Origin of the sequence: Pseudomonas rhizozeae (assembly GCF_031583775.1) — a bacterium.
Taxonomy (GTDB): domain Bacteria; phylum Pseudomonadota; class Gammaproteobacteria; order Pseudomonadales; family Pseudomonadaceae; genus Aquipseudomonas.
Genome location: NZ_JAVLSB010000045.1, coordinates 37,065 through 56,630 on the forward strand (window position 1 = coordinate 37,065; position 19,566 = coordinate 56,630).

16 protein-coding genes and 2 tRNA genes are annotated in these 19,566 nt (G+C 62.2%); 7 read left to right on the plus strand and 11 right to left on the minus strand.

All coding sequences use genetic code 11. The features are described from left to right. The first annotated feature begins 100 nt into the window (after positions 1-100). Positions 101-1,363 carry a 2-aminoadipate transaminase gene (locus RG836_RS14595; RefSeq protein ID WP_310846633.1) on the plus strand — a complete coding sequence of 421 codons (1,263 nt, stop codon included), beginning with the start codon at positions 101-103 and terminating at the stop codon, positions 1,361-1,363. Between the two features lie 134 nt (positions 1,364-1,497). On the opposite strand, the gene RG836_RS14600 is transcribed toward RG836_RS14595, so the two are convergent. Then, on the minus strand, positions 1,498-2,064 hold the full coding sequence (locus RG836_RS14600) for an RrF2 family transcriptional regulator (RefSeq protein WP_310846635.1): 567 nt from the start codon (positions 2,062-2,064) through the stop codon (positions 1,498-1,500). Positions 2,065-2,399: 335 nt separating this feature from the next. On the opposite strand from RG836_RS14600, the gene RG836_RS14605 reads away from it, so the two are divergent. After that, positions 2,400-3,602, plus strand: coding sequence for an NAD(P)/FAD-dependent oxidoreductase (locus tag RG836_RS14605; RefSeq protein WP_310846637.1), 1,203 nt, complete (start codon positions 2,400-2,402; stop codon positions 3,600-3,602). Between the two features lie 62 nt (positions 3,603-3,664). On the opposite strand, the gene RG836_RS14610 is transcribed toward RG836_RS14605, so the two are convergent. The 7 genes from RG836_RS14610 to gcvA all read right to left on the minus strand — a co-directional run bounded on the left by RG836_RS14610 (position 3,665) and on the right by gcvA (position 10,102). Further along, positions 3,665-4,864 carry a CaiB/BaiF CoA transferase family protein gene (locus RG836_RS14610; RefSeq protein WP_310846639.1) on the minus strand — a complete coding sequence of 400 codons (1,200 nt, stop codon included), beginning with the start codon at positions 4,862-4,864 and terminating at the stop codon, positions 3,665-3,667. 72 nt (positions 4,865-4,936) lie between these two features. Continuing rightward, on the minus strand, positions 4,937-5,743 hold the full coding sequence (locus RG836_RS14615; RefSeq protein ID WP_310846642.1) for an enoyl-CoA hydratase/isomerase family protein: 807 nt from the start codon (positions 5,741-5,743) through the stop codon (positions 4,937-4,939). Between the two features lie 10 nt (positions 5,744-5,753). Next, complete coding sequence (locus RG836_RS14620) at positions 5,754-6,518, minus strand: SDR family NAD(P)-dependent oxidoreductase (RefSeq protein ID WP_310846645.1); 765 nt, start codon at positions 6,516-6,518, stop codon at positions 5,754-5,756. A 2-nt stretch (positions 6,519-6,520) separates the two neighbouring features. Next, positions 6,521-7,666, minus strand: a complete 1,146-nt coding sequence (locus RG836_RS14625) for a thiolase family protein (RefSeq protein ID WP_310846648.1) — start codon at positions 7,664-7,666, stop codon at positions 6,521-6,523. Beyond that, positions 7,663-8,022 (minus strand): Zn-ribbon domain-containing OB-fold protein, encoded by a 360-nt coding sequence (locus tag RG836_RS14630; protein WP_310846650.1) that lies wholly within the window; start codon positions 8,020-8,022, stop codon positions 7,663-7,665. Before RG836_RS14630 ends, RG836_RS14625 begins: the two co-directional genes overlap by 4 nt. Positions 8,023-8,189: 167 nt before the next feature. Continuing rightward, a complete protein-coding gene (locus RG836_RS14635; protein ID WP_310846652.1) occupies positions 8,190-9,101 on the minus strand; it encodes an NAD(P)-dependent oxidoreductase in 912 nt (303 codons plus the stop codon). A gap of 95 nt (positions 9,102-9,196) precedes the next feature. Continuing rightward, positions 9,197-10,102 carry a transcriptional regulator GcvA gene (gene gcvA, locus RG836_RS14640; protein ID WP_310846655.1) on the minus strand — a complete coding sequence of 302 codons (906 nt, stop codon included), beginning with the start codon at positions 10,100-10,102 and terminating at the stop codon, positions 9,197-9,199. A 196-nt stretch (positions 10,103-10,298) separates the two neighbouring features. Here gcvA and RG836_RS14645 point away from each other — a divergent pair, with 196 nt between their 5' ends. Continuing rightward, positions 10,299-11,585 (plus strand): OprD family porin, encoded by a 1,287-nt coding sequence (locus tag RG836_RS14645; RefSeq protein WP_310846658.1) that lies wholly within the window; start codon positions 10,299-10,301, stop codon positions 11,583-11,585. A 252-nt stretch (positions 11,586-11,837) separates the two neighbouring features. Here RG836_RS14645 and RG836_RS14650 read toward each other — a convergent pair whose 3' ends face one another. After that, positions 11,838-13,271, minus strand: coding sequence for an aldehyde dehydrogenase family protein (locus RG836_RS14650; RefSeq protein ID WP_310846661.1), 1,434 nt, complete (start codon positions 13,269-13,271; stop codon positions 11,838-11,840). Positions 13,272-13,561: 290 nt separating this feature from the next. Between RG836_RS14650 and RG836_RS14655 the strand changes: the two genes are divergently transcribed. Next, the gene (locus tag RG836_RS14655; RefSeq protein ID WP_310846664.1) at positions 13,562-14,905 is read left to right on the plus strand and encodes an MFS transporter; all 1,344 of its coding nucleotides are present in this window, start codon (positions 13,562-13,564) and stop codon (positions 14,903-14,905) included. Positions 14,906-14,958: 53 nt separating this feature from the next. Here the strand turns inward: RG836_RS14655 and RG836_RS14660 are convergent, their stop codons facing one another. Further along, complete coding sequence (locus RG836_RS14660) at positions 14,959-16,131, minus strand: MFS transporter (RefSeq protein ID WP_310846667.1); 1,173 nt, start codon at positions 16,129-16,131, stop codon at positions 14,959-14,961. Between the two features lie 353 nt (positions 16,132-16,484). Here RG836_RS14660 and RG836_RS14665 point away from each other — a divergent pair. Further along, positions 16,485-16,558, plus strand: a tRNA-Cys gene (locus tag RG836_RS14665). 314 nt (positions 16,559-16,872) lie between these two features. Further along, positions 16,873-16,959, plus strand: a tRNA-Leu gene (locus tag RG836_RS14670). Between the two features lie 94 nt (positions 16,960-17,053). Here RG836_RS14670 and RG836_RS14675 read toward each other — a convergent pair. Further along, positions 17,054-18,478: an aminotransferase-like domain-containing protein gene (locus RG836_RS14675; RefSeq protein ID WP_310846670.1), complete on the minus strand. Its 1,425-nt coding sequence runs from the start codon at positions 18,476-18,478 to the stop codon at positions 17,054-17,056. Between the two features lie 223 nt (positions 18,479-18,701). Here RG836_RS14675 and ehuB point away from each other — a divergent pair, with 223 nt between their 5' ends. Further along, entirely contained in the window at positions 18,702-19,556 is an 855-nt protein-coding gene (gene ehuB / locus RG836_RS14680) for an ectoine/hydroxyectoine ABC transporter substrate-binding protein EhuB (RefSeq protein ID WP_310846673.1), read from the plus strand. Positions 19,557-19,566: the final 10 nt, after the last annotated feature.

A 19,566-nucleotide genomic window follows, 5' to 3' on the forward strand; every position in this document is an offset into this window, starting at 1 on the left:
GGAATTTGTGGAATAACCCGGCGCCTTTATTTCGCTTGTAGGTCACCCGTGATCATCGCTTATATAGGCGCCATTCCCACTGTCCGCAGGATCATCGAGCATGGCCCATTCTTCTATCAGCGCGTCCATTTCCGTGGTGCACCCGATCAGCCTCAGCCATGGCAAGAACGCTGAAGTCTGGGACGTGAACGGCCGGCGTTACATCGACTTTGTTGGCGGCATCGGCGTGCTCAACCTCGGCCACTGCTACCCGCCGGTGGTGGCGGCGATTTGCGAGCAGGCTCAACGCTTAACCCATTACGCCTTTAACGCCGCGCCACACTTGCCTTACCAGCAATTCATCGAGCGCCTGGCTGCGTTCATTCCGGTGTCGTTCCCGGTCAGCGGCATGCTCACCAACAGCGGCGCGGAAGCCGCGGAAAACGCCTTGAAAATCGTCCGCGGCCACACCGGTAAAAGCGCGGTGATCGCTTTCGACGGTGCTTTCCACGGACGCACCCTGGCCACCCTCAACCTCAATGGCAAAGTCGCGCCGTACAAACAGAAAGTCGGCGTGCTCCCGGGCCCGGTCTACCACTTGCCATACCCGAGCGCGGACAACGGTGTCACCACCGCCGAAGCGTTGAAAGCCATGGACCGCTTGTTCAGCGTTGAAATCGATATCGACGAAGTGGCCTGTTTCATCATCGAGCCGGTGCAGGGCGAGGCGGGTTTCCTGGCGCTGGATGTCGAATTTGCCCAAGCCTTGCGCAAGCTCTGTGATGACAAAGGCATCCTGCTGATCATCGACGAAATCCAGTCCGGTTTTGGCCGTACCGGGCAACGTTTCGCCTTCAGCCGCCTGGGCATCGAACCGGATTTGCTGCTGCTCGGCAAAAGCATCGCCGGCGGCGTGCCGCTGGGCGCGGTGGTCGGGCGCCAGGCGTTGATGGACACGTTGCCCAAGGGCGGCCTCGGCGGCACGTATTCCGGCAACCCGATCGCCTGCGCCGCTGGCCTGGCGACCCTCGACGCCATGAGCGACGCCAACCTCTCGGCCTGGGGCGAGCAACAGGCCAACGCCCTGGAAACCCGTTACGCCCGCTGGAAGTCTGAAGGCCTGACGCCCTATCTCGGGCGCCTGACCGGCGTCGGCGCCATGCGCGGCATCGAGCTGCTGACCCCGCACGGCAAACCCGCCACCGCGCAACTGGCCCAAGTGCTGCAAGCCGCCCGCGACCGCGGCCTGTTGCTGATGCCCAGCGGCAAGGCACGGCACATCATTCGCCTGTTGGCGCCACTGACCACTGAGCCGGCGATACTCGACGAAGGCCTGGATATTCTGGAACAGTGCCTGGCCGAGCTGGCGGTGGAGGAGGCCTGAGTCATCAAGCACTGGCAATCGCCGTACTGTTCCTCGTCTCCCAGGAGAGCGGTTTTATCACCGGCATCGATTTGAGCGCTGATGGCGGGATTGCGCAGATCTAACGGTTAATCCGGCTGAGCCGTGGATGCGGTTCAGCTGGTGACCGGGCTCAGCGGAATCATCTGATCATCATCGATTACCGCCGCACTGGCCTTGCGCTCACGACGCTCATTCAACCAACCATCGACTTGCCCGGAAAACCCCGCCGGCGCCTTGCGCCCCAGTTTGCGGCCAATGTCGAGAATGGTCGTTTGGGAGAGGGCTTCTTCCATGCGTTTTTGCGCGACCATCATGGCGCCGTGGATCGCGCAGTGGCCGGCCAGTGCCCAGTCTGGCGCGTCGCCCTCGAACAAGGCGCAGCGGCCACGGATTTCGCGGCAGTCGAAGATCTGCTTGTGGCCGTCGATGGCGCAGACGATGTCGAGCAGAGTGATTTCATCCGCCGGGCGCCCCAGACGGAAACCGCCACGCACGCCTTCGGTGGCGACGACGATTTTCGCCTTGGCCAGTTTGGTGAAAATTTTCGCTAGGTAATCCAGGGGCACACCTTGCAGCTCCGCGAGGTCGCGCACGCTGGCTTCGCGGCTTTCGGCGCAGTCGCCTACCAGAAAGACCAGGCAATGAATTCCGTATTCCACGCCGGCGCTATAAAGAGCCATAACAATCTCCGACTAAATCAGTCGTCAGTTTAGCCGTGATCGCCAAGGCTGGCAACGCGGTTGTCCGTTGAGTCTGTTGCTCAGGAAAACCCTAAAAACGCCGTGCTTAAGACCTGCAGGCCATAAGCCCGCGGCTGGCTAGCGCAGTTCTTCGCCTCCAGGTATCAAAGTCATCGATACCAACCAATGAAAAACATGTGTTGTACTGGTTTGCGGCGATCAATATAGTCGTAGTTACCGGGTTGGCAGCGCTCTCCGCTTCTTCAAAATACCACTACCTGTGGCGCGCCCCCTGACAACAATATTTATCACTGGATCTTTCCTCGGAGCTCGACATGAAACAGCACATTCTGGTTATTGGCGCAGGTTTTGGTGGCATGTGGACCGCAATCAGCGCAATGCGCTTGTTCGACATTCATGGCCACACCGACGCCGAAGTGACGGTTTTGGCGCCTCAGGCGGAATTGCGCGTGCGTCCACGCTTCTATGAGCCCGATGCGCACACCCTGGCGGCGCCGCTGGGTGAGCTGTTCGATGCGGTCGGCGTGAAGTTCCTGAAAGGCGCGGCCAACGAGATCAATGTGCAGGCCAAACAGGTCGGCTACACCGACGCCAGTGGCGCGCAACAGGTGATCAGCTACGACAAACTCGTTCTGGCCACCGGCAGCCGCCTCGCCACTTCGGGCACTCCCGGCGTCAAGGAATTTGCCTTCGACGTTGACCAGATTGAAAACGCCATGCGCCTGGAAAACCACCTCAAGGGTCTGGCCAGTCAGCCCGAAAGCAAGAGCCGCAACACCGTAATCGTCGCCGGTGGCGGCTTCACCGGTATCGAAACCGCGACCGAAATGCCCAAGCGCCTGCGGGCCATCTTCGGCGAGAACGCCAAGGTCAATGTGATCGTGGTCGATCGCGGCGACAAGATTGGCGGCTCCATGGGTGAAGCGATCGCTGAAAAAATCGTTGAAGCCAGCCAGCAACTGGGCGTGACCTGGCAACTGAAAGCCTCGGTCAGCAGCGTCGACGCCAAAGGCGTGACCCTCGACAATGGCCAGCGCATCGATGCCAGCACCGTGATCTGGACCACCGGTGTACAGGCCAGCTCGCTGACCGAGCAAATTCCCGCCGAGCGTGATCGCCAAGGCCGTTTGCACGTCGACAGCAGCATGAAAGTGATCGGCCAGGACGACATCTTCGCCACCGGCGACGTGGCTTATGCCGCCAGTGATGACATCGGTAACTACGCGTTGATGACCTGCCAGCACGCCATCTCTCTGGGCCGGCACGCGGGGAACAACGTCGCGGCGCAGATCCTTGGCGTCGAGCCAAGACCGTACAGCCAGCCGAAATACGTGACCTGCCTGGACCTCGGCGGCTGGGGCGCGGTGTACACCGAAGGTTGGGACCGTCAGGTCAAACTGGTGAAGGAAGAGGGCAAAAACCTCAAGACCCAAATCAACACTGTATGGATTTACCCACCAGCGGCTGATCGCACCGCGGCCTTTGCAGCCGGTGATCCGTCGATCCCGGTCGCCTAAACCGTCAACAAAAAATCCCGCCCAAGTGACCCTGGGCGGGATTTTTTGTGCCTGGCGAATGCCTAGGCCGGGCAGCGCAGGGCGTCCTTCGCCAACAGCGCCTCGATCTCGACGTCGGAAAAGGCGAAATCCCGCAGCACCGACCGTGAATGCTCTCCCTTGGCCGGCGCCGGTGCGTAGGGCGTCTGCGCGGCTTCGCGGCTGTTCACCGGGAAACCCGGTACCCGCACGGCGCCGTGGCGAGGATCGCTGAGTTGCACCAGCATGCCGTTATCGGCGATCTGCGGGTGGCGCAGCAGGTCGCTGTAGTCGGCGACTTTCGAGCACAGAATGTCAGCGTCGTACAACACCTTCAGCCAATGGCTCACCGGTTGTGTGCGGAACACTTCGGTCAAGGCCTCGACCATCGCCGTGCGATTCACCACCCGTTGTGCCGAACTGACGAAGCGCGGATCGTCGATCCATTCCGGATGGCCGAGCACACCGCACAGCACCGCCCAGCGATTGCCGTTGTAGGCCGCCACCATCAGCCAGCCATCCGCCGCTTCGAAGGCTTCGTTGGGGGCCGAGTAGGGCGCCGCGCTGCCGATGCGCGTCGGCAATTTGCCGTCGCACAGGTAACTGCTGAGCGACGCCTGTTGCAACGAAAGCGCCGAGTTCATCAGGCTCACGTCGAGGTGGCCGCCCTGGCCATCGCGGGTACGCGCGTGCAGTTTGGCCAGCACCGCCATGCACGCCATGTAACCGGTGACCACATCCACCACCGGCGCCTGGACCTTGGACGGCGCCGCGCCCGGCGTGCCGATCAGGCTCATCAACCCGGAATCGGCTTGCAAAATCCCGTCGACTCCGGCGCGATCAGCGTAAGGCCCTTGCTGACCGTAGGCGGAAATCGAGCAATAGATCAGGTCCGGTTTCAGCGCCGACAACGCTTCGTAACCCAGGCCCAACCGGGCCATGACTCCCGGTCGCATGCTTTCCACCAGCACATCGGCCTGCAACACCAGGCGTCGGACGACGGCAACGCTGTCCGGGTGTTTGAGGTCGAGGCTGATCCCTTGCTTGCCGCGGTTGAAACCGTGGTAGAGCGCGCTGTCGTCGCCGACCCAGGCCGGGCCGAGGGTGCGCCCGAGTTCGCCTTCATGGGGTTCGACCTTGATCACCCGTGCACCCATGTCGGCCATCAACATAGTCGCGGTGGGGCCGGCGGCGATCTGGGTGAAATCGAGGACGGTCAGGCCGTCCAGTGCCTTACGTAACATCATGGCCTCCGCGCCGGGCAGCCCGGCCGTAGACAGTCAAAAAGTGCGATTGCATCGTCTATCCTCGGGCGCTTAGCGGCCCTTGTAGTGCGGTGCACGTTTTTCCGCGAACGCCTGGCGCCCTTCGATCCGATCCTCGGTATCGCGCAGCGCGCCCCAGTACAGTTCGGTCAGGCGCTGGGCGTCGGCATCGCTCAGGTGCGCGGTGCTGCGCGACAAGGTCTGCAAGGCCTGGATCGCCAACGGCGCCTGGCGGGCAATCGACTGCGCCAGTTCCAGCGCGCGGTCGAGCAAGGCCTGGCGGTCGCCGAGGCGCTCGCTGATCAAGCCGATACGCTCGGCGTGGGCGGCGTCGATGCGACTGGCGGTCAGGGCCATTTGCAGCGCGTGGGCCGACGGCACGGCGCGCATCAGGCGATGCAAACCGCTGACCGCCGGGATCGAGCCGACCGCCGCTTCCGGCAGGCCGAAGCTGGCGTTGTCGCTGGCCAGGCGCAGTTCGCACTGCAACGCCAGTTCCAGGCCACCGCCCAGGCAGTGGCCGTTGATCGCGGCGATCAGCGGTTTGTGCAGGCCGATGTCGCTGAGGTCCATCAGGCGGATGTACAAACCAGCGTCCGCCGCCGGCTCGCTGGCGAGAAACAACGCCTCGGCGTAAGACGCTGAAGACGCGCGGGTGCTCTTTAAGTCGGCACCGACGCAAAATGCCCGCTCGCCGCTGCCGGTGATCACCGCCACCCGCACTTGCGGGTTGTCCCGCACCTCGACCAGATGCTTGCGCAACACTTGCAGGGATTCGAGGTCCAGCGCATTCAGCGCCTGCGGCCGATCAAGGGTGATCAGTGCGACTGCGTCACGGATTTCCAGGGAAACTGACATGGCGCGACCCTCAGACACTGGCCGATGACAGACTGCGTCCGCCACAGACATACAGGGTTTGCCCGGTGACATAGCTGCTGGCCGGGGCGAGGAAAAACTCCACGGCGTTGGCGATGTCGTCCGGGGTGCCGATGCGTTTCACCGGCACGGTGTTTTTCAGCTTGTCCTGCACGTCACTGGCGAAACTCTGGAACAGCGGCGTGTCGACAATCCCTGGGGCAATGGCGTTGACCGTAATGCCCTTGGCTGCAAATTCGATTGCCAGGCTGCGGGTCAGGCTGACCACGCCGCCCTTGGCCGCCGAGTAGTTGGCCTGGCCAAAACCGCCGAGCCAGGCCCGCGAGGACATGTTGACGATGCGCCCGAAGCCTTGCTCCAGCATCAGCGGGATCGCGCCCTTGCAGCAGAGAAATTGCGCCCGCAGGTTGGTGTCGACCACCAGGTCCCAGTCGGCTTCGCTCATGTTGAGGAAGCGTTTGTCGCGGACCACGCCGGCGTTGTTGACCAGGAAATCCAGGCGCCCCTGTTCTTCACGAATCTGCTCGAACGCGGCGTTGACCGCCGCACCTTCGGTCAGGTCGAGAGCGATGCCGGCGACCGGCAGCTCCTCACTGCGCAGCGCATCCACGCTGGCGTTCAAAGCTTGTTCATCGCGGTCCAGCAGGTAGACGAAGACGTTGTGCGCAGCCAGGCGCCGGGCGATGCCCAGGCCGATGCCCCGGGCGGCGCCAGTGATCACGGCCACTTGGCCGGCGGCGAAGGTTGAATGGCTCATATTCAGACTCCCAGGATGTGCACGGCGGACGCCGCGTGGTCGACCCCGGCGATGCCGCCGCCGGTGCATTGCGCCAGGCCGAGCAACGGCGTGCCGGCCTGGCGATCGCCGGCGCGACCTTGCAGTTGCCACATCAATTCGACCATTTGCGCGACGCCGGTGGCGCCCAAAGGGTGCCCCTTGGCCAGCAAACCGCCGCTCGGATTCACCGGTACGCGGCCACCCAGCGCGGTGGCGCCGGAGTGCAGCAGCGCCACGGCTTCACCCGGTGCCGCCAGGCCGAGGGCTTCGTAGTAGAGCAGTTCGGCGATGGTGAAGGCGTCGTGCAGCTCGACCACGCCTAGGTCGGCCGGCGCCACACCGGCCTGCTCATAAGCCAGGCGCGCGGCACGGGCGGTGATTTCGGCGTCGAGGATGTTGTCGTCGCCGTGTTCACGCAGGCCGGACACGATGATCGAACCCAGCACTTTGACGTCCTTGGCGTGGGGCCCCGGTTTGGTCCCGAGCACCAGCGCAGCGGCGCCGTCGACCTGGGACGGGCAGCACTGCAGCAGGGTCAGTGGGTCGGCAATCATCCGCGAGTTCAGCACCTCGTCGAGGGTGACTTCGCTGCGTTGCTGGGCAAACGGGTTGAGCGAGCCGTGATGACGGTTTTTCACCGCGACGGCGGCGAGGTCTTCAGGCTTGGCGCCGCGCTCGTGGATGAAGCGGGTGCCGCGCATGGCATACACCGCCGGCAAAACCATGCCGGCCGTGGCGTACAGGTCGGTCATGCGGTCGTTGCGCTGCATCGGGATGGTGCCGCCGCCGAGGGCGGTCAGTTGCTCGATGCCGAACACCAGCACTCGTTCGTATTGCTGGGCCAGCAGCGCGTGCTTGGCCAGGTGCACGGCAGTCGCGCCGCTGGCACAGGCGTTTTCGATGTTGTAGACCGGGATGCCTTGCAAGCCCAGGTCACGCAGGATCACCTGGCCAAGGATCATTCCGCCCAGCACGTTGGCGCAGTACACCGCTTGAATGTCCGCCAGTTGCAGGCCGGCATCGGCCACTGCGTCGAGGATCGCCCGTTGCGCCAGTTCCGGCGCCATCACCCCTGGATGACGACCGAACACGGTCATCGCGCCGCCCATTACATGCATCTGGCTCATGCTTGTGCCTCCAGGGATTCAAATACGTAGCCGTAGGTGTCGTCGGCGACCACCCGGCATTTTTCGCCGATGACCGGACGGCCAGGGCTGTTGCGCAAGCGACCGAACAGACGCACCGGGCCGGGCAGGTCGACATAGGCCAGGACGAAGGGCGGCAGGCCGCTTTTCGGGCTCGGGTGCATGATGGTGAAGCTGTAGACCCGGCCCTCGACATCGAGGTGGGTGTCGACGAATTGCGCGCTCAATGGCGACTGGTCGGTAACGCTCGGGAAGAAGATCTCGCCGCTGTTCGCGTGGCGTGAGGCGAGCAGGCTCGGCGGTGTGGTGGCGGCCCAGACGGGCGTGGAAAGACTCATGGTGACCTCCTGTTGTTATGGGCTCGCAAGCAAGCGCTGGAGGTCATGGTCGGGCAGGGCGCCGGGTCCGACAAACGATATAAAAACCCGGTTGGCTTGAGAAAAAATCAAATCATCGGGTGTAAGCCTGCGTTCCCGGCCGAGACCGGAAACGCTCGCCGAGCCGCTTAACCTTGCAGATTGACGCCGGCCAGTTGCTCCAGCACTTGCACCACGTGGGACATGTCCCGCGCCGGGTCGCCCTCGCTCAGTGCCTGGTCGAAGAACTGTTTGACCACCGCGCTGGTGAACGCCGGCACGCCGCTGTTTTCGGCTTCCGCGAGGAACAGCCGCACGTCCTTGCGCATCAGGTCGAGGCGAAAACCGAAATCGAACTCACGGCGCATCACCGTGCCGGCGAGGATGTGCTCGCTGGTGAAGCTGCGCGCGGTGCTGACGTTGAGCATGTCGATCATCTGCCGTGGGTCGAGCCCGGCCTTGACCCCGAACAACATCGCTTCGCTGCTGGCGACGAGGGTGGAGGCGACGATCATGTTGTTGACCAGTTTCAGGGTCTGGCCGAGGCCGGGCTCGCTGCCCAAATGTTCGACAGTTTTGCCGAACGCCCGAAAGGCCGGTAGGCAACGTTCGAAGGCGCGTTTCTCGCCGCCAACCATCACCGACAACGTGCCGGCCTGCGCTCCGGCGGCGCCACCGGCCAGCGGTGCGTCGAGGGCGTCGATGCCGCGTTCTTCCAACTCGCGGTGCAGTTGCCGGGCGAGGCTCGGGCCGGTGGTGGAGTGGTCGACCAGAATCTTCACCTGCTGGCCATGGATCACGCCATCGGCGCCGAGCACCACTTGCTCGACAATCGCCGGGGTCGGCACGCACACCAGCACAATGGCCGCGTGATCGGCGACCTCTCGCGGCGTGGCATAGACCTGCGCGCCGCGCTCACGCAGCGGCGCCAGGGCCTCGGGATTGGGGTCGGACAGGGCCAGATTGAAGCCGTGATCAAGCAGGTGCCCGGCCATTTTCTGGCCCATGGCGCCGAGGCCGATAAAACCGATGGTGTCGCCAGCCGCAGGGGAAGTGGTCATAGTGAAGGTCTCGTGTTTATTGTTCGAGACCCATGCTAGTCACCCCGGTGAAAGCCGGACAAAGCAGTTTTATGGCAGATCGCGTTGAGGAAAGCTCAACCCAACTGGCGGGTGATCTGCGCCTGCTCCAGAATCCATTCGCGGAAGATTCGCAGATCGTCGCTTTCCTGCCGGTGCTTGGGAGTCAGCAGGTAGTAGGTGTAGGCACCCATGTCCACCACTTGCTCGAACGGCTGGATCAGGCTGCCGTCCTGCAGCTCCTTGCGCACCAGGAACAGCTGCGCCATGGCGATGCCCTGGCCGCCGACCGCCGCCGCGTAAACCATCGACGAACTCTGGTAGGTCATGCCAGCGTGGGCGTCGACCTCGCGGCTGACGTCGCAGGCTTCCAGCCAATAGCGCCAGTCTTCGAGGCGGGCGATGGAGTGCAGCATGGTGTAGTCGGCAATGTTGGCGGGGGTTTCCAGGCCAGGACCGTGTTGCAGCAATGACGGGCTGCAAACCGGGGCCAGCAGGTTGTCGCTGAGCACATCACAATTGCAGTTCGGCCACTCGCCGGAGCCCAGGCGAATTGCTGCGTCGATGTCTTCCTTGTAAAAGTCCACCGGTTCGAGGGAGGCGGTCAGCAGCACTTCAATCTTCGGGTTTTGCGCATGGAAACTGGCCAGGCGCGGGATCAGCCATTGCATGGCGAAGGTGGTATAGGCGCGCACTTTGAGCTGCCGGCGCAGGGGCGGCGACATGAGTTTCTTGGTCGCCCCGCGCAGGTCTTCGACTACCCGGGCGACGGCGCGGAAATACTGCTCGCCGGCGGCGGTCAAGGTGATTTGCCGATGGCCGCGAACGAACAGTTCGAGCTTGAGGAATTCTTCCAGCGTGCGGATCTGCCGGCTGACCGCGCCGGGGGTCACGCTCAACTCGTCAGCGGCGTGGGTGATGCTCAAATGCCGGGCGACGGCTTCGAATGCGCGGATGGCATTCAGGGGCGGCAGGCGATCCATGGGATTTCTCTAGTTTTTATCGGAAGGACGGCGGGGCGGAAGTGTACTAAAGCTGAGCCTAACCCCAGTTGATAAAAACTCAAGCGCGCGAACTGTTTTTCTCGATTGTCGGGTGCCCGCCAGGCTTTCAGGATCGGCCCGTCACGGTTCCTCTGGGCACGCGACGATCCTTACAACAATAAGAGAAAGACCCTCGATGAACATCTTTTCCGCCAAGCCCCGCGCACGGCTCACGCTGGCCGCGCGCCTGGTGATCTGTGGCACCGCCAGCGCTGCACTGACGCCCGCGCATGCCGACTTTCTAAAGGACAGCAAAAGCACGCTGGACCTGCGCAACTATTATTTCAATCGTGATTTCCGCCAGTCCGGTGTCCCCCAGAGCAAGGCTGAGGAGTGGGCGCAGGGGTTTATCCTGCGCGCCGAATCCGGCTACACCGAAGGGCTGATCGGCTTCGGCCTGGATGCGTCGGCACTGGTCGGCGTCAAACTTGACTCGGCGCCGGACCGCACCGGCACCGGGTTGCTCAACACCGCGCGCGGGCCGGGTGGTCGCGCCGAGGACAGCTACGGCGAACTCGGCCTCACCGGCAAAATGCGCCTGGCCCGCAGTACGTTGAAGGTCGGCACCTTGCTGCCGAAAATGCCGGTGGTGCTGTACAACGATTCGCGACTTTTGCCGCAGACCTTTCGCGGTGCCTGGCTCAACAGCGCCGACATCGATCAACTGTCGTTGGACCTTGGGCGGCTGGACCAGACCAATCTGCGCAACTCCTCCGACAACGAAGACATGAGCGTCTATAACGGCGTGGCGCGCAACATCCGCCTCGGCCGCCACGCCACCAGCGACCGTTTCGATTTTGCCGGCGCCACCTACCGCTGGACGCCGGCACTGAGCACGGCTTACCACTATGGCGAGTTGGAGGGGATTTATCGGCAGCATTACCTGACGCTGAATCACAAGTGGGTGCCTGCCGAAGGTCACACCATCAACTCTGACCTACGCTGGGCCCGCAGCCTCGACGAGGGCAGCAGCAACGTCGACAACTCGGCACTGGGCGCGATGTTCAGCTACAACGCCAGCGGCCACACCCTCGGCCTCGGCTACCAGCGCATGAGCGGCGACACCGGTTTTGCCAATCTCAATGGCACCGATGGTTACCTGGTCAACCTGGTGCAGATCAATGACTTCGGCAACCAGGACGAACGCTCCTGGCAAGCACGCTACGACTACAACTTCGCCGCACTCGGAATCCCCGGCCTGACCTTCATGACCCGCTACCTGTCCGGCGACAACGTCACCGTGCGCGGGCGCAGTGATCAAGGCAAGGAGTGGGAACGGGACTCGGAACTGGCCTACGTCATCCAGAGCGGCCCTCTGAAAAACCTCGGCCTCAAATGGAAAAACGCCAGCGCCCGGAGCAATTTTTCCAGCGATATCGATGAGAACCGCTTGATCGTGACTTATGCGTTAGCGTTCTGGTGAGGCCAGACACCACAACATCCCATGGGAGCGAGCCCGCTCGCGAAGAGGCCAGACCAGTCAAAAACGATGTTGACTGACAAACCGCCTTCGCGAGCAGGCTCGCTCCCACAAGTCCTAGGTACAACCTCAATTTTCCTGACCCCCCTCAAACCACTGTGGGAGCGGGCTTGCCCGCGAAGAGGCCAGACCAGTCGACAAGCTGTCGACTGACCAGACGCCTTCGCGAGCAAACAAGCTCCCACGCACCTCAAATCACAACCGGATGATCACCGATTTCAACTGGGTGTAGTGCGACAACGCATCCACACCTTGTTCCCGCCCATACCCACTCTGCTTGAACCCGCCGCACGGGGTTTGCACAAAACCACCGCTGTATTCGTTGACTACGATCCGCCCGGCTTCAAGGCCGGCGGCGACGCGGTGGACGCGGCCGATGTTCTGGCTCCAGATTCCGGCACCGAGGCCGAACTCACTGTCATTGGCGATGCGCAAGGCATCGGCTTCGTCCTTGAACGGGATCACGCACACGATCGGGCCGAAGATTTCTTCTTGGGCGAGGGTCATGTCATTGGTCACGTTCGCGTACACAGTCGGTTCGATGTACCAGCCGTTCTCATGCCCCGGCACGTTCTTGACCTTGCCGCCAATCGCCGGCTTCAAGCCTTCGCGGGCGGCGATATCGAAGTAGCTCTGGATCTTCTCGAACTGCGCCTGCGTGGTGATCGGCCCGGAGGTGGAGTCATCCTGTGGTCCGACTTTCAGCTTGGCGACTTCGCCCACCAGTTTGTCGAGGAAGCGTTCGTAGATGTTCTCCTGCACCAGCAAGCGCGTGCCGGCCGCGCACCATTGGCCGCTGTTCCAGGTGAACGCGGTGGTCGAACCCTTGGCGGCGGCGTCGAGGTCGGCGTCGTCGAACACAATGTTGGCGGACTTGCCGCCCAGTTCCAGGGTCAGCGGCAGAATGCGTTCAGCGGCGATGTGGCCCAGTTCCTGGCCGGCGCGCAGGCCACCGGTGAAGGAAATCTTGCGGATGTGCGGGTTATGCGCCATGGCCGGGCCGATCACGCTGCCCTTGCCGACGATCACGTTGAATACGCCGGCCGGCACCCCGGCCTCGACCGCCAGCCGCGCCAGTTCCACCAGCGATGCCGAGGTGTGTTCCGACGGCTTGGCCACCACCGTGTTGCCGGTCGCCAGGGCCGGGGCGATGGCTCGCGCAGCCTGGTGCAGCGGGGCGTTCCACGGCAGGATTACGCCGATCACCCCGAACGGATCACGGCGGGTATAGACGTGGTAGTTCGGGCCCTGGTTGATGACTTCGCCGTCCATGACATTGACGATGCCACCGTAGAATTCGAAGTACTGCGCCGTCAGGTCCATCAGCGCGGCCATTTCCCGGCCAGGCTTGCCGGTGTCGGCGCGTTCGAGGGCGCCGAGGGTGCTTTCGCTGCTGCGAATCAGCCGACCGAAATCATTGAGAATGCGCCCACGATCGGCTGGTCGCGTATCACGCCAGGCTTGCAGCGCTGCGGCGGCGGAGTCGATGGCGATCGCCACATCCGCCGCTTCGCTGTTGGCGACTTCGCTGAGTTTGGCGCCGGTGCGCGGGTCTATCTTGTCGACGTACTGCGCGCCCAGTGGCGGTGTGTCGCGCCCGTCGATGAAGCTGTTGACCTGGTTGAACATGGCAGGGTTCTCCTCAAAACAATCTTGTTGTAATAACCGTGGTTCTCGGTATTTACCCGCGCCCATGGTGGGATGTTCAACTGACTTTTAGAGCCTGAGGCCTTGAGGAAAACTCACGCAACCCTGGCTATCCTGCGGAAAGGTTGGGGGCTATCCATTGATATTTAATCAATCGAGTGCCCTGAAAAACTCGCTTCACGGAACATCCTCGACGCAGGATATTGACTCCCGTAACACGTCTGAGGCCGCGTCTAAAGGTCAATAATAATAGCGCCTACGGGAGCCGTATCATGAGCAACTACCACACGGTGGAGGGCGACGCGTCGCCAAACGCCACTGCCATTCCAACGCCTGCAATCAACGGCCGCAAACTCACCGGTGCCGAGCGCAAAGCCATCGTCGCCGCGACCCTGGGCACCATCGTCGAGTACACCGACTGGGTGATCTACGCGACCTTTTCCTCGATCCTCGCCAAGCAATTCTTCCCAGCGGGCGACAGCCTGACCGCGCTGTTGTCGGTGCTCGCGGTCTTCGCCGTCGGCTTCATCATGCGCCCCATCGGCGGCGCGGTGCTGGGGCAACTGGCAGACCGATACGGCCGCAAAAAAGGCCTGACCTTGTCGATCCTGTTGATGTCTGTGGCATCGCTGGTAATCGGCATTTGCCCCAACTACGAAAGCATCGGCATCGCCGCGCCGATCATTCTGGTGCTGGCGCGACTGGTTCAGGGCTTTTCCGCAGGCGGCGAGTTTGGCTCGGCCTCAGCGTTCCTGATCGAGTCAGCACCGCCGCATCGCCGGGCGTTCGCCGGGTCGTGGCAATGGTTCGCGATCAACGCCGGGACCCTGGTTTCGTTCCTGCTCGGCTTTGCTTTGGCCTCAATGGGCAGCGATACCGCGCTGTACGACTGGGGCTGGCGCGTGGCGTTCGTGATCGCCGCGCTGATGGGCCTGATTACCCTGTGGATTCGCCTGTCGGTGCGCGAAACGGAAATCTTCAAATCCCGTGTCGCCAGCAGTACCAAGAAACGCCCGATTCGTGAGCTGCTGTTCAGCCACCGCCGCGATGCGCTGCGGGTGATCGGCATCGCTATGGCCGGCAACCTGCTCAACTATGTGTGGATGGTCAGCTACCCGAACCAGGTGCACTTGATCACTGGCATGTCGATCCGCGACACCTTGCTCGCCGGGGTGATTTCGGTGGGTGTGTCGCTGCTGCTGATGCCGTTCGCCGGCAAACTGGCGGACAAAGTAGGGCGGCGTCCGGTGCTGATTGCCTTCGCCATCGCCTCGATTCTCTGGGCTTGGCCGAGCTTCGGTCTGCTGCACGTGGGCATCAGCCTGTGGCAAGTGACGCTGATCCAGACCGTGTCGATGGTCATCATGTGCGGCTTCGGCGCAGCGTCGGCGGTGACCATGGCCGAGCAGTTCCCGGCTGAAGTGCGGGTCACCGGGATCGCCTTGCCCTATGCCTTGTCGGTGACCCTGTTCGGCGGTACCGCGCCGTACCTGATGGCGGCGATGTCGGGCTGGGGTTATGGCGGCTTATTCTGGATCTACCTGGCAGTGATCAGTGCGATCAGCGCCGTGGTCTACCTGCGAATGCCGGAAACCCTCGGTCAGCCGTTGCGCTGAAGCGGGCGGCGGCACAAAAAGGCGCGGAGAGATCCGCGCCTTTTTTATGGGTTTCAGAGAGCACGGCCACGGCCAATCGACAGCAGGCCCGCTACCGCAAACATTCCGCCAACCGCCGCCAGCCCCGGCCACCCATATAAGGCTGCGGCGCTGGCGCCCAACGCGGAACCCAAGGCGCCGCCGGTGAAATAGGTCACCATGAACACCGTGTTCAAGCGGCTGACGGCCTCAGGCGCGAGCGCCAGAATCCGCGCCTGATTCGCCAGTTGGTTGGCGCGGTTGCCGATATCCAGCGCTGTGGCGCACATCAGGATCAGCCACCAAGCGCCCAGCGCGCCGCAAAAATACAGCGCGATGAACGTCAGCAACACCGCGCCGCTGCCCAGATAGCTGAGGCGCAGGCCGTAATGCTGGGCCAGGCGGCCCAGGGACGATGCCGCGACAATCCCGACAATCGCCGACAACCCGAACAGTCCGGCCTGGCCGCTGGAGTATCCGTAGGGCGACTGCGCCAAGAGCGAAGCCATCGAACCCCAGAACACATTCAAGGCGCCGAACAGCAGCCCGCCAGTCAGCGAAGAACGGCGCAGGGTAGGGTGATCGCGCACCAGGGCCCACATCGAGCGCATCAACTCGAGGTACGGCAGATTGCTCGACGGCTTGGTCGCCGGCATCCGCAACGCGATGGCGATAAACAGCAGTACATTGAGCCCTGCTGCGGCCAGAAACATCCCGCGCCAGCCGAGCCAGGTGCTGATGCCGCCACTGACCGCCCGCGCCAGCAAACCTCCGGCCGACAGACCGCTGACCATCATCCCCAACGTGCTGCCCCGTTGTTCGGGCAATGCCAAGGCAGTGGCGGCCGGGATGATGATCTGCGCACTGACCGCCGACAGGCCCAGCACCACGCTGGCCAACAGCAGCCATTCATAACTGGGCGCCGACGCCGAGGCGATCAGGCTGCAGAAATTCAAGCTGAGCATGCCAAGCACCAGCGAGCGGCGCGTGACCCGGTCACCCAGCGGCACGAACAACAGCAAGCCCAGCGCGTAACCCAACTGTGTGAGCATCGCGATCTGCCCGACGTGCGCGGCGGACACGCCAAATGTCAGCCCCATCAGTGGCAACATGGTCTGGTTGTAGTAAACAGTCGCGACAGAGAAGCCGCAACACAGCGCCAGCGTGATCGCGAGGCTGGTGTGCAAGCCGGATTTTTCGACAGCCATGGAATGGACTCCAGGAAAAGACAAGACGCTGCTGTTGTAGGCGGCTCGCGGACAAAGGGTCAAAGGACAAAAAATGCTGACTCGCTTGATCTGCGCTCACGTGGCACTCTGTTTGTCAGTGGCCGTGGCCCATAATGCCTGCGCGGCGGGCGGCATTTGCCGCGCCGTGGATTATTTTTTTTGAAATCAAGGGGTTGCCACTGCCCGTAAATCAGTACATAATTCACGCCATCGAAAGCACTGAGCGCTGAAAAAGTTCAATGTTTTCAATGGGATAGAACAGGAATCGAGTTCTAGTCCATGTTCCGGGTTTGTACGCATTGGATGTCGCAGGTTGGGCATCGGATGTTTGAGGCCGAGTAGCAAAATGGTTATGCAGTGGATTGCAAATCCACCTACGCCGGTTCGATTCCGACCTCGGCCTCCATTATCAAACCCCGTAGATCAATGATCTGCGGGGTTTTTTATTGCTTGCGCAAATGTGGGCGCTTGCTTCGCATGTTTGCAATGGCTGCTCTTGGTCGTGGAGCAGATGCGGGTCACGAGCCGTTCTAGAATTAATCCGTAGCTTGCTGATTTACCGACCTTTTGTCCGTAGGCCCTCGCAAGATTTAGTGGTGAAAAACCCGTCTATGACCTTGCTTCGAGAGGGGTGGGTGTATATATTCCCCACCTCTGTTGCGCGGGTCATCGACATCTGGATATCACAGCATGCGCCGCCGACCGCTACACCGCGCTACCGCCCGAATGGCGAAACTGGTAGACGCATGGGACTTAAAATCCCCCGCTCGTAAGGGCGTGCCGGTTCGATTCCGGCTTCGGGCACCATACAAATCCTGTTGATCAGGTACCTGAAAAGGCCTCCAGTGGAGGCCTTTTTTGTGGGCGCTGATTTTTCGCAGCGACTGCTGCAACATGCCGCTCACACCATCGCGTGATAAAACGACTGCGGTTGATCCAATATTCCGCGCAGTTTCTGCAAGCCTTCCAGCAGTACCGAGCGGTTTTCGGCGGCGCCGAGTGAGATTCGTACCGCTTCGCGGGTTTCCCGCCCGGGGATCGGTGAGAAGCTGGAGGCGGGCAGCAGGCGGATGTGTTGGCGTTCCGCTTGATGAGCGAAGTCCAGCGCTTGCCAGGGGGCGGGCAGTGGCAGCCAGATGTGTGAGCCTTGTGCCGGCACGCTGAAGTCCAGGCCTTCGAATGCCTGTTGCGCCAGTTGCAGGCGTGCGCTGTTTTCCTCACGAATGGTGCGGGTCATGTTCGCCAGTAGCCCGTTGTGAATCCATTGCGACGCCAGTTCGGCAAATAGCGGCGAGACCATCATGGTCATGGCCTGCATGGTGGCGGCGGCTCGCTGGGCGCCGTCGATATCGGGCGCGACCAGGTACGCCAGGCGCAAGGCCGGGGTGGCGCATTTGGACAGGGTTGCGATGTGCCAGGTCAGTTCCGGTGCGAGGTCGGCGAGCGCGGTTTGGGTGGTGGCGGCGATCTCGTAATACGGGTCGTCCTCGATCAGGCTCACGCCATATTCGCGGGCAATGTGCGCCAGCCGTTGGCGCCGCGCCAGCGGCAGCGTGGCGGTGGTGGGGTTGTCGATATTCGGCACCACGTACAGCGCGCACAGGCTGTGTTGCTGGCAGGCGCGTTCGAAATGCTCGGGGATCAAGCCATCCGCGTCCATGGCGATGGGGATCAGTTGCAAATCCAGTTGCCGGGCGATGGTGTGAATCCCCGGATAGCAGAACTGCCCGACGGCCAGTTGTTTCGATTGGCGGCTGAGCAAATGGCAAATGGCGAACAGCGCACTTTGCGCGCCAGACGTCAGGATCAACTGCTCGACCTCGACCTGTTCCAGGCGCGTGCCCAGCCAGGCGGCGCCCGCCAGACGATTGCGCAAATTGCCGCCGGTCTCCTGGTAATTAAAGCTCGACACATAACCGGGGCCGGCGAAGGCACGGCTGATTTCCTGGGCGATCAGCGTATTGATGTTTTGCCCGTCGGGGCGCGGTGGGCTGTTTTTACTCAGGTCGAGCACGTCTGGCTGAGCCCCGGCAGCGCTGCCGGTTTCCCGCACGCCGGCGACGCACGTGCCGCTGCCGCTGCGGGTCTCGATCAAGCCTTCGGCCCGCGCCAGGCCGTAGGCCTTGGTGACAGTGGTCAAGTCGACCCCCAGCCGCGCGGCCAAGACGCGCTGTGGCGGCAAGGGGTCGCCGGGTTGCAGGCGGCCGTTGGCAATATCGGCGGCGATCGCGTTGTAAATGCCTTGGTACTTATAAGTGGCCGAAGGGTCCAGCCAGGCTTGCCAGAGTGTCTGTGTGGAGGACGGGCTGCGCGGGGCCGATGACATCAGGAATTACCGGGAAGTGTATGGTTATTCGTGAAGTGTATGGCTGTTCTGAGCATCTGGCAATTCTATTAACCGCTAAAATGCATCATCGGAGCGCAAAAACACGGACTGACGAAGACTTGCCTGAAAATAAAAGCATACGTTCATAAGTTTTTGGTATTAAGCGTATGGGTAAGCGTATGCTAATTTTTCCTCACCGTTCAGGAACTTTGGGGAATTGCTCATGTTGCGCTCAATGCTGCTAGGTGTGTCGTTAATGCTGTCCGCTGCCTCGGTGGTCCACGCAGAAGGTCTGCTGGATTCGGTGAAGGCCGGTAAAACCGTGCGGGTCGGGTTTGCCGAGCAGGAGCCCTTCATTGTCAGTGGTCCGAATGAGCAGTTGATCGGCTACGAGGCGGACTTGCTCAGAGCCGTGCTGGCCAAGTTTGGCAAAAGCGAACTCAAAGGCGTACCGACTCAGTTCGGTGCCTTGATTCCGGGCTTGCAGGCCAACCGTTTTGATGTGATCGCCTCCGACCTGTATATCCGCCCCGACCGCTGCAAACTGGTGGCGTTTGCCGAACCGACGCATATCGTCAACGACGGCATCGTGGTGCGCGCCGGCAATCCCAAAGGTATCCATAGCTACACCGACATCGCCAAAGACCCGACCCTGAAGGTCGGTTATCTCACCGGCGGCGGCCCCATCGCCGATCACGCACTGGCAGCCGGCGTCAAACCGGAGCAATTGGTGACGCTGCCAGACGTGGCATCACTGTTCGCGGCGGTGAAAACCGGGCGCATCGATGTGTTCCTCAACACCGCGGTGACGGTCGCTGCCACACTGAAAACCGCCAACGATCCAGCCCTCGAACGGGCGCTGCCTTTCGCCCAGGCCGTGATCGACGGCAAACCTGCGGTCGGCGTTGGCAGCTTCGCCTTCCGCCGCGAAGACCAGGCGTTCGTCGATGCCTTCAACAAGCATCTGATCGAGATCTTGCGGTCCGGCGAAGCTGCGCGCATCGGCGAACCTTACGGGTTCTCGGCTGAAGACATTCCCAACGGCGATCTGAAACTGTCGAGCCTCTGCGCCGGTTGACCCAGCACAC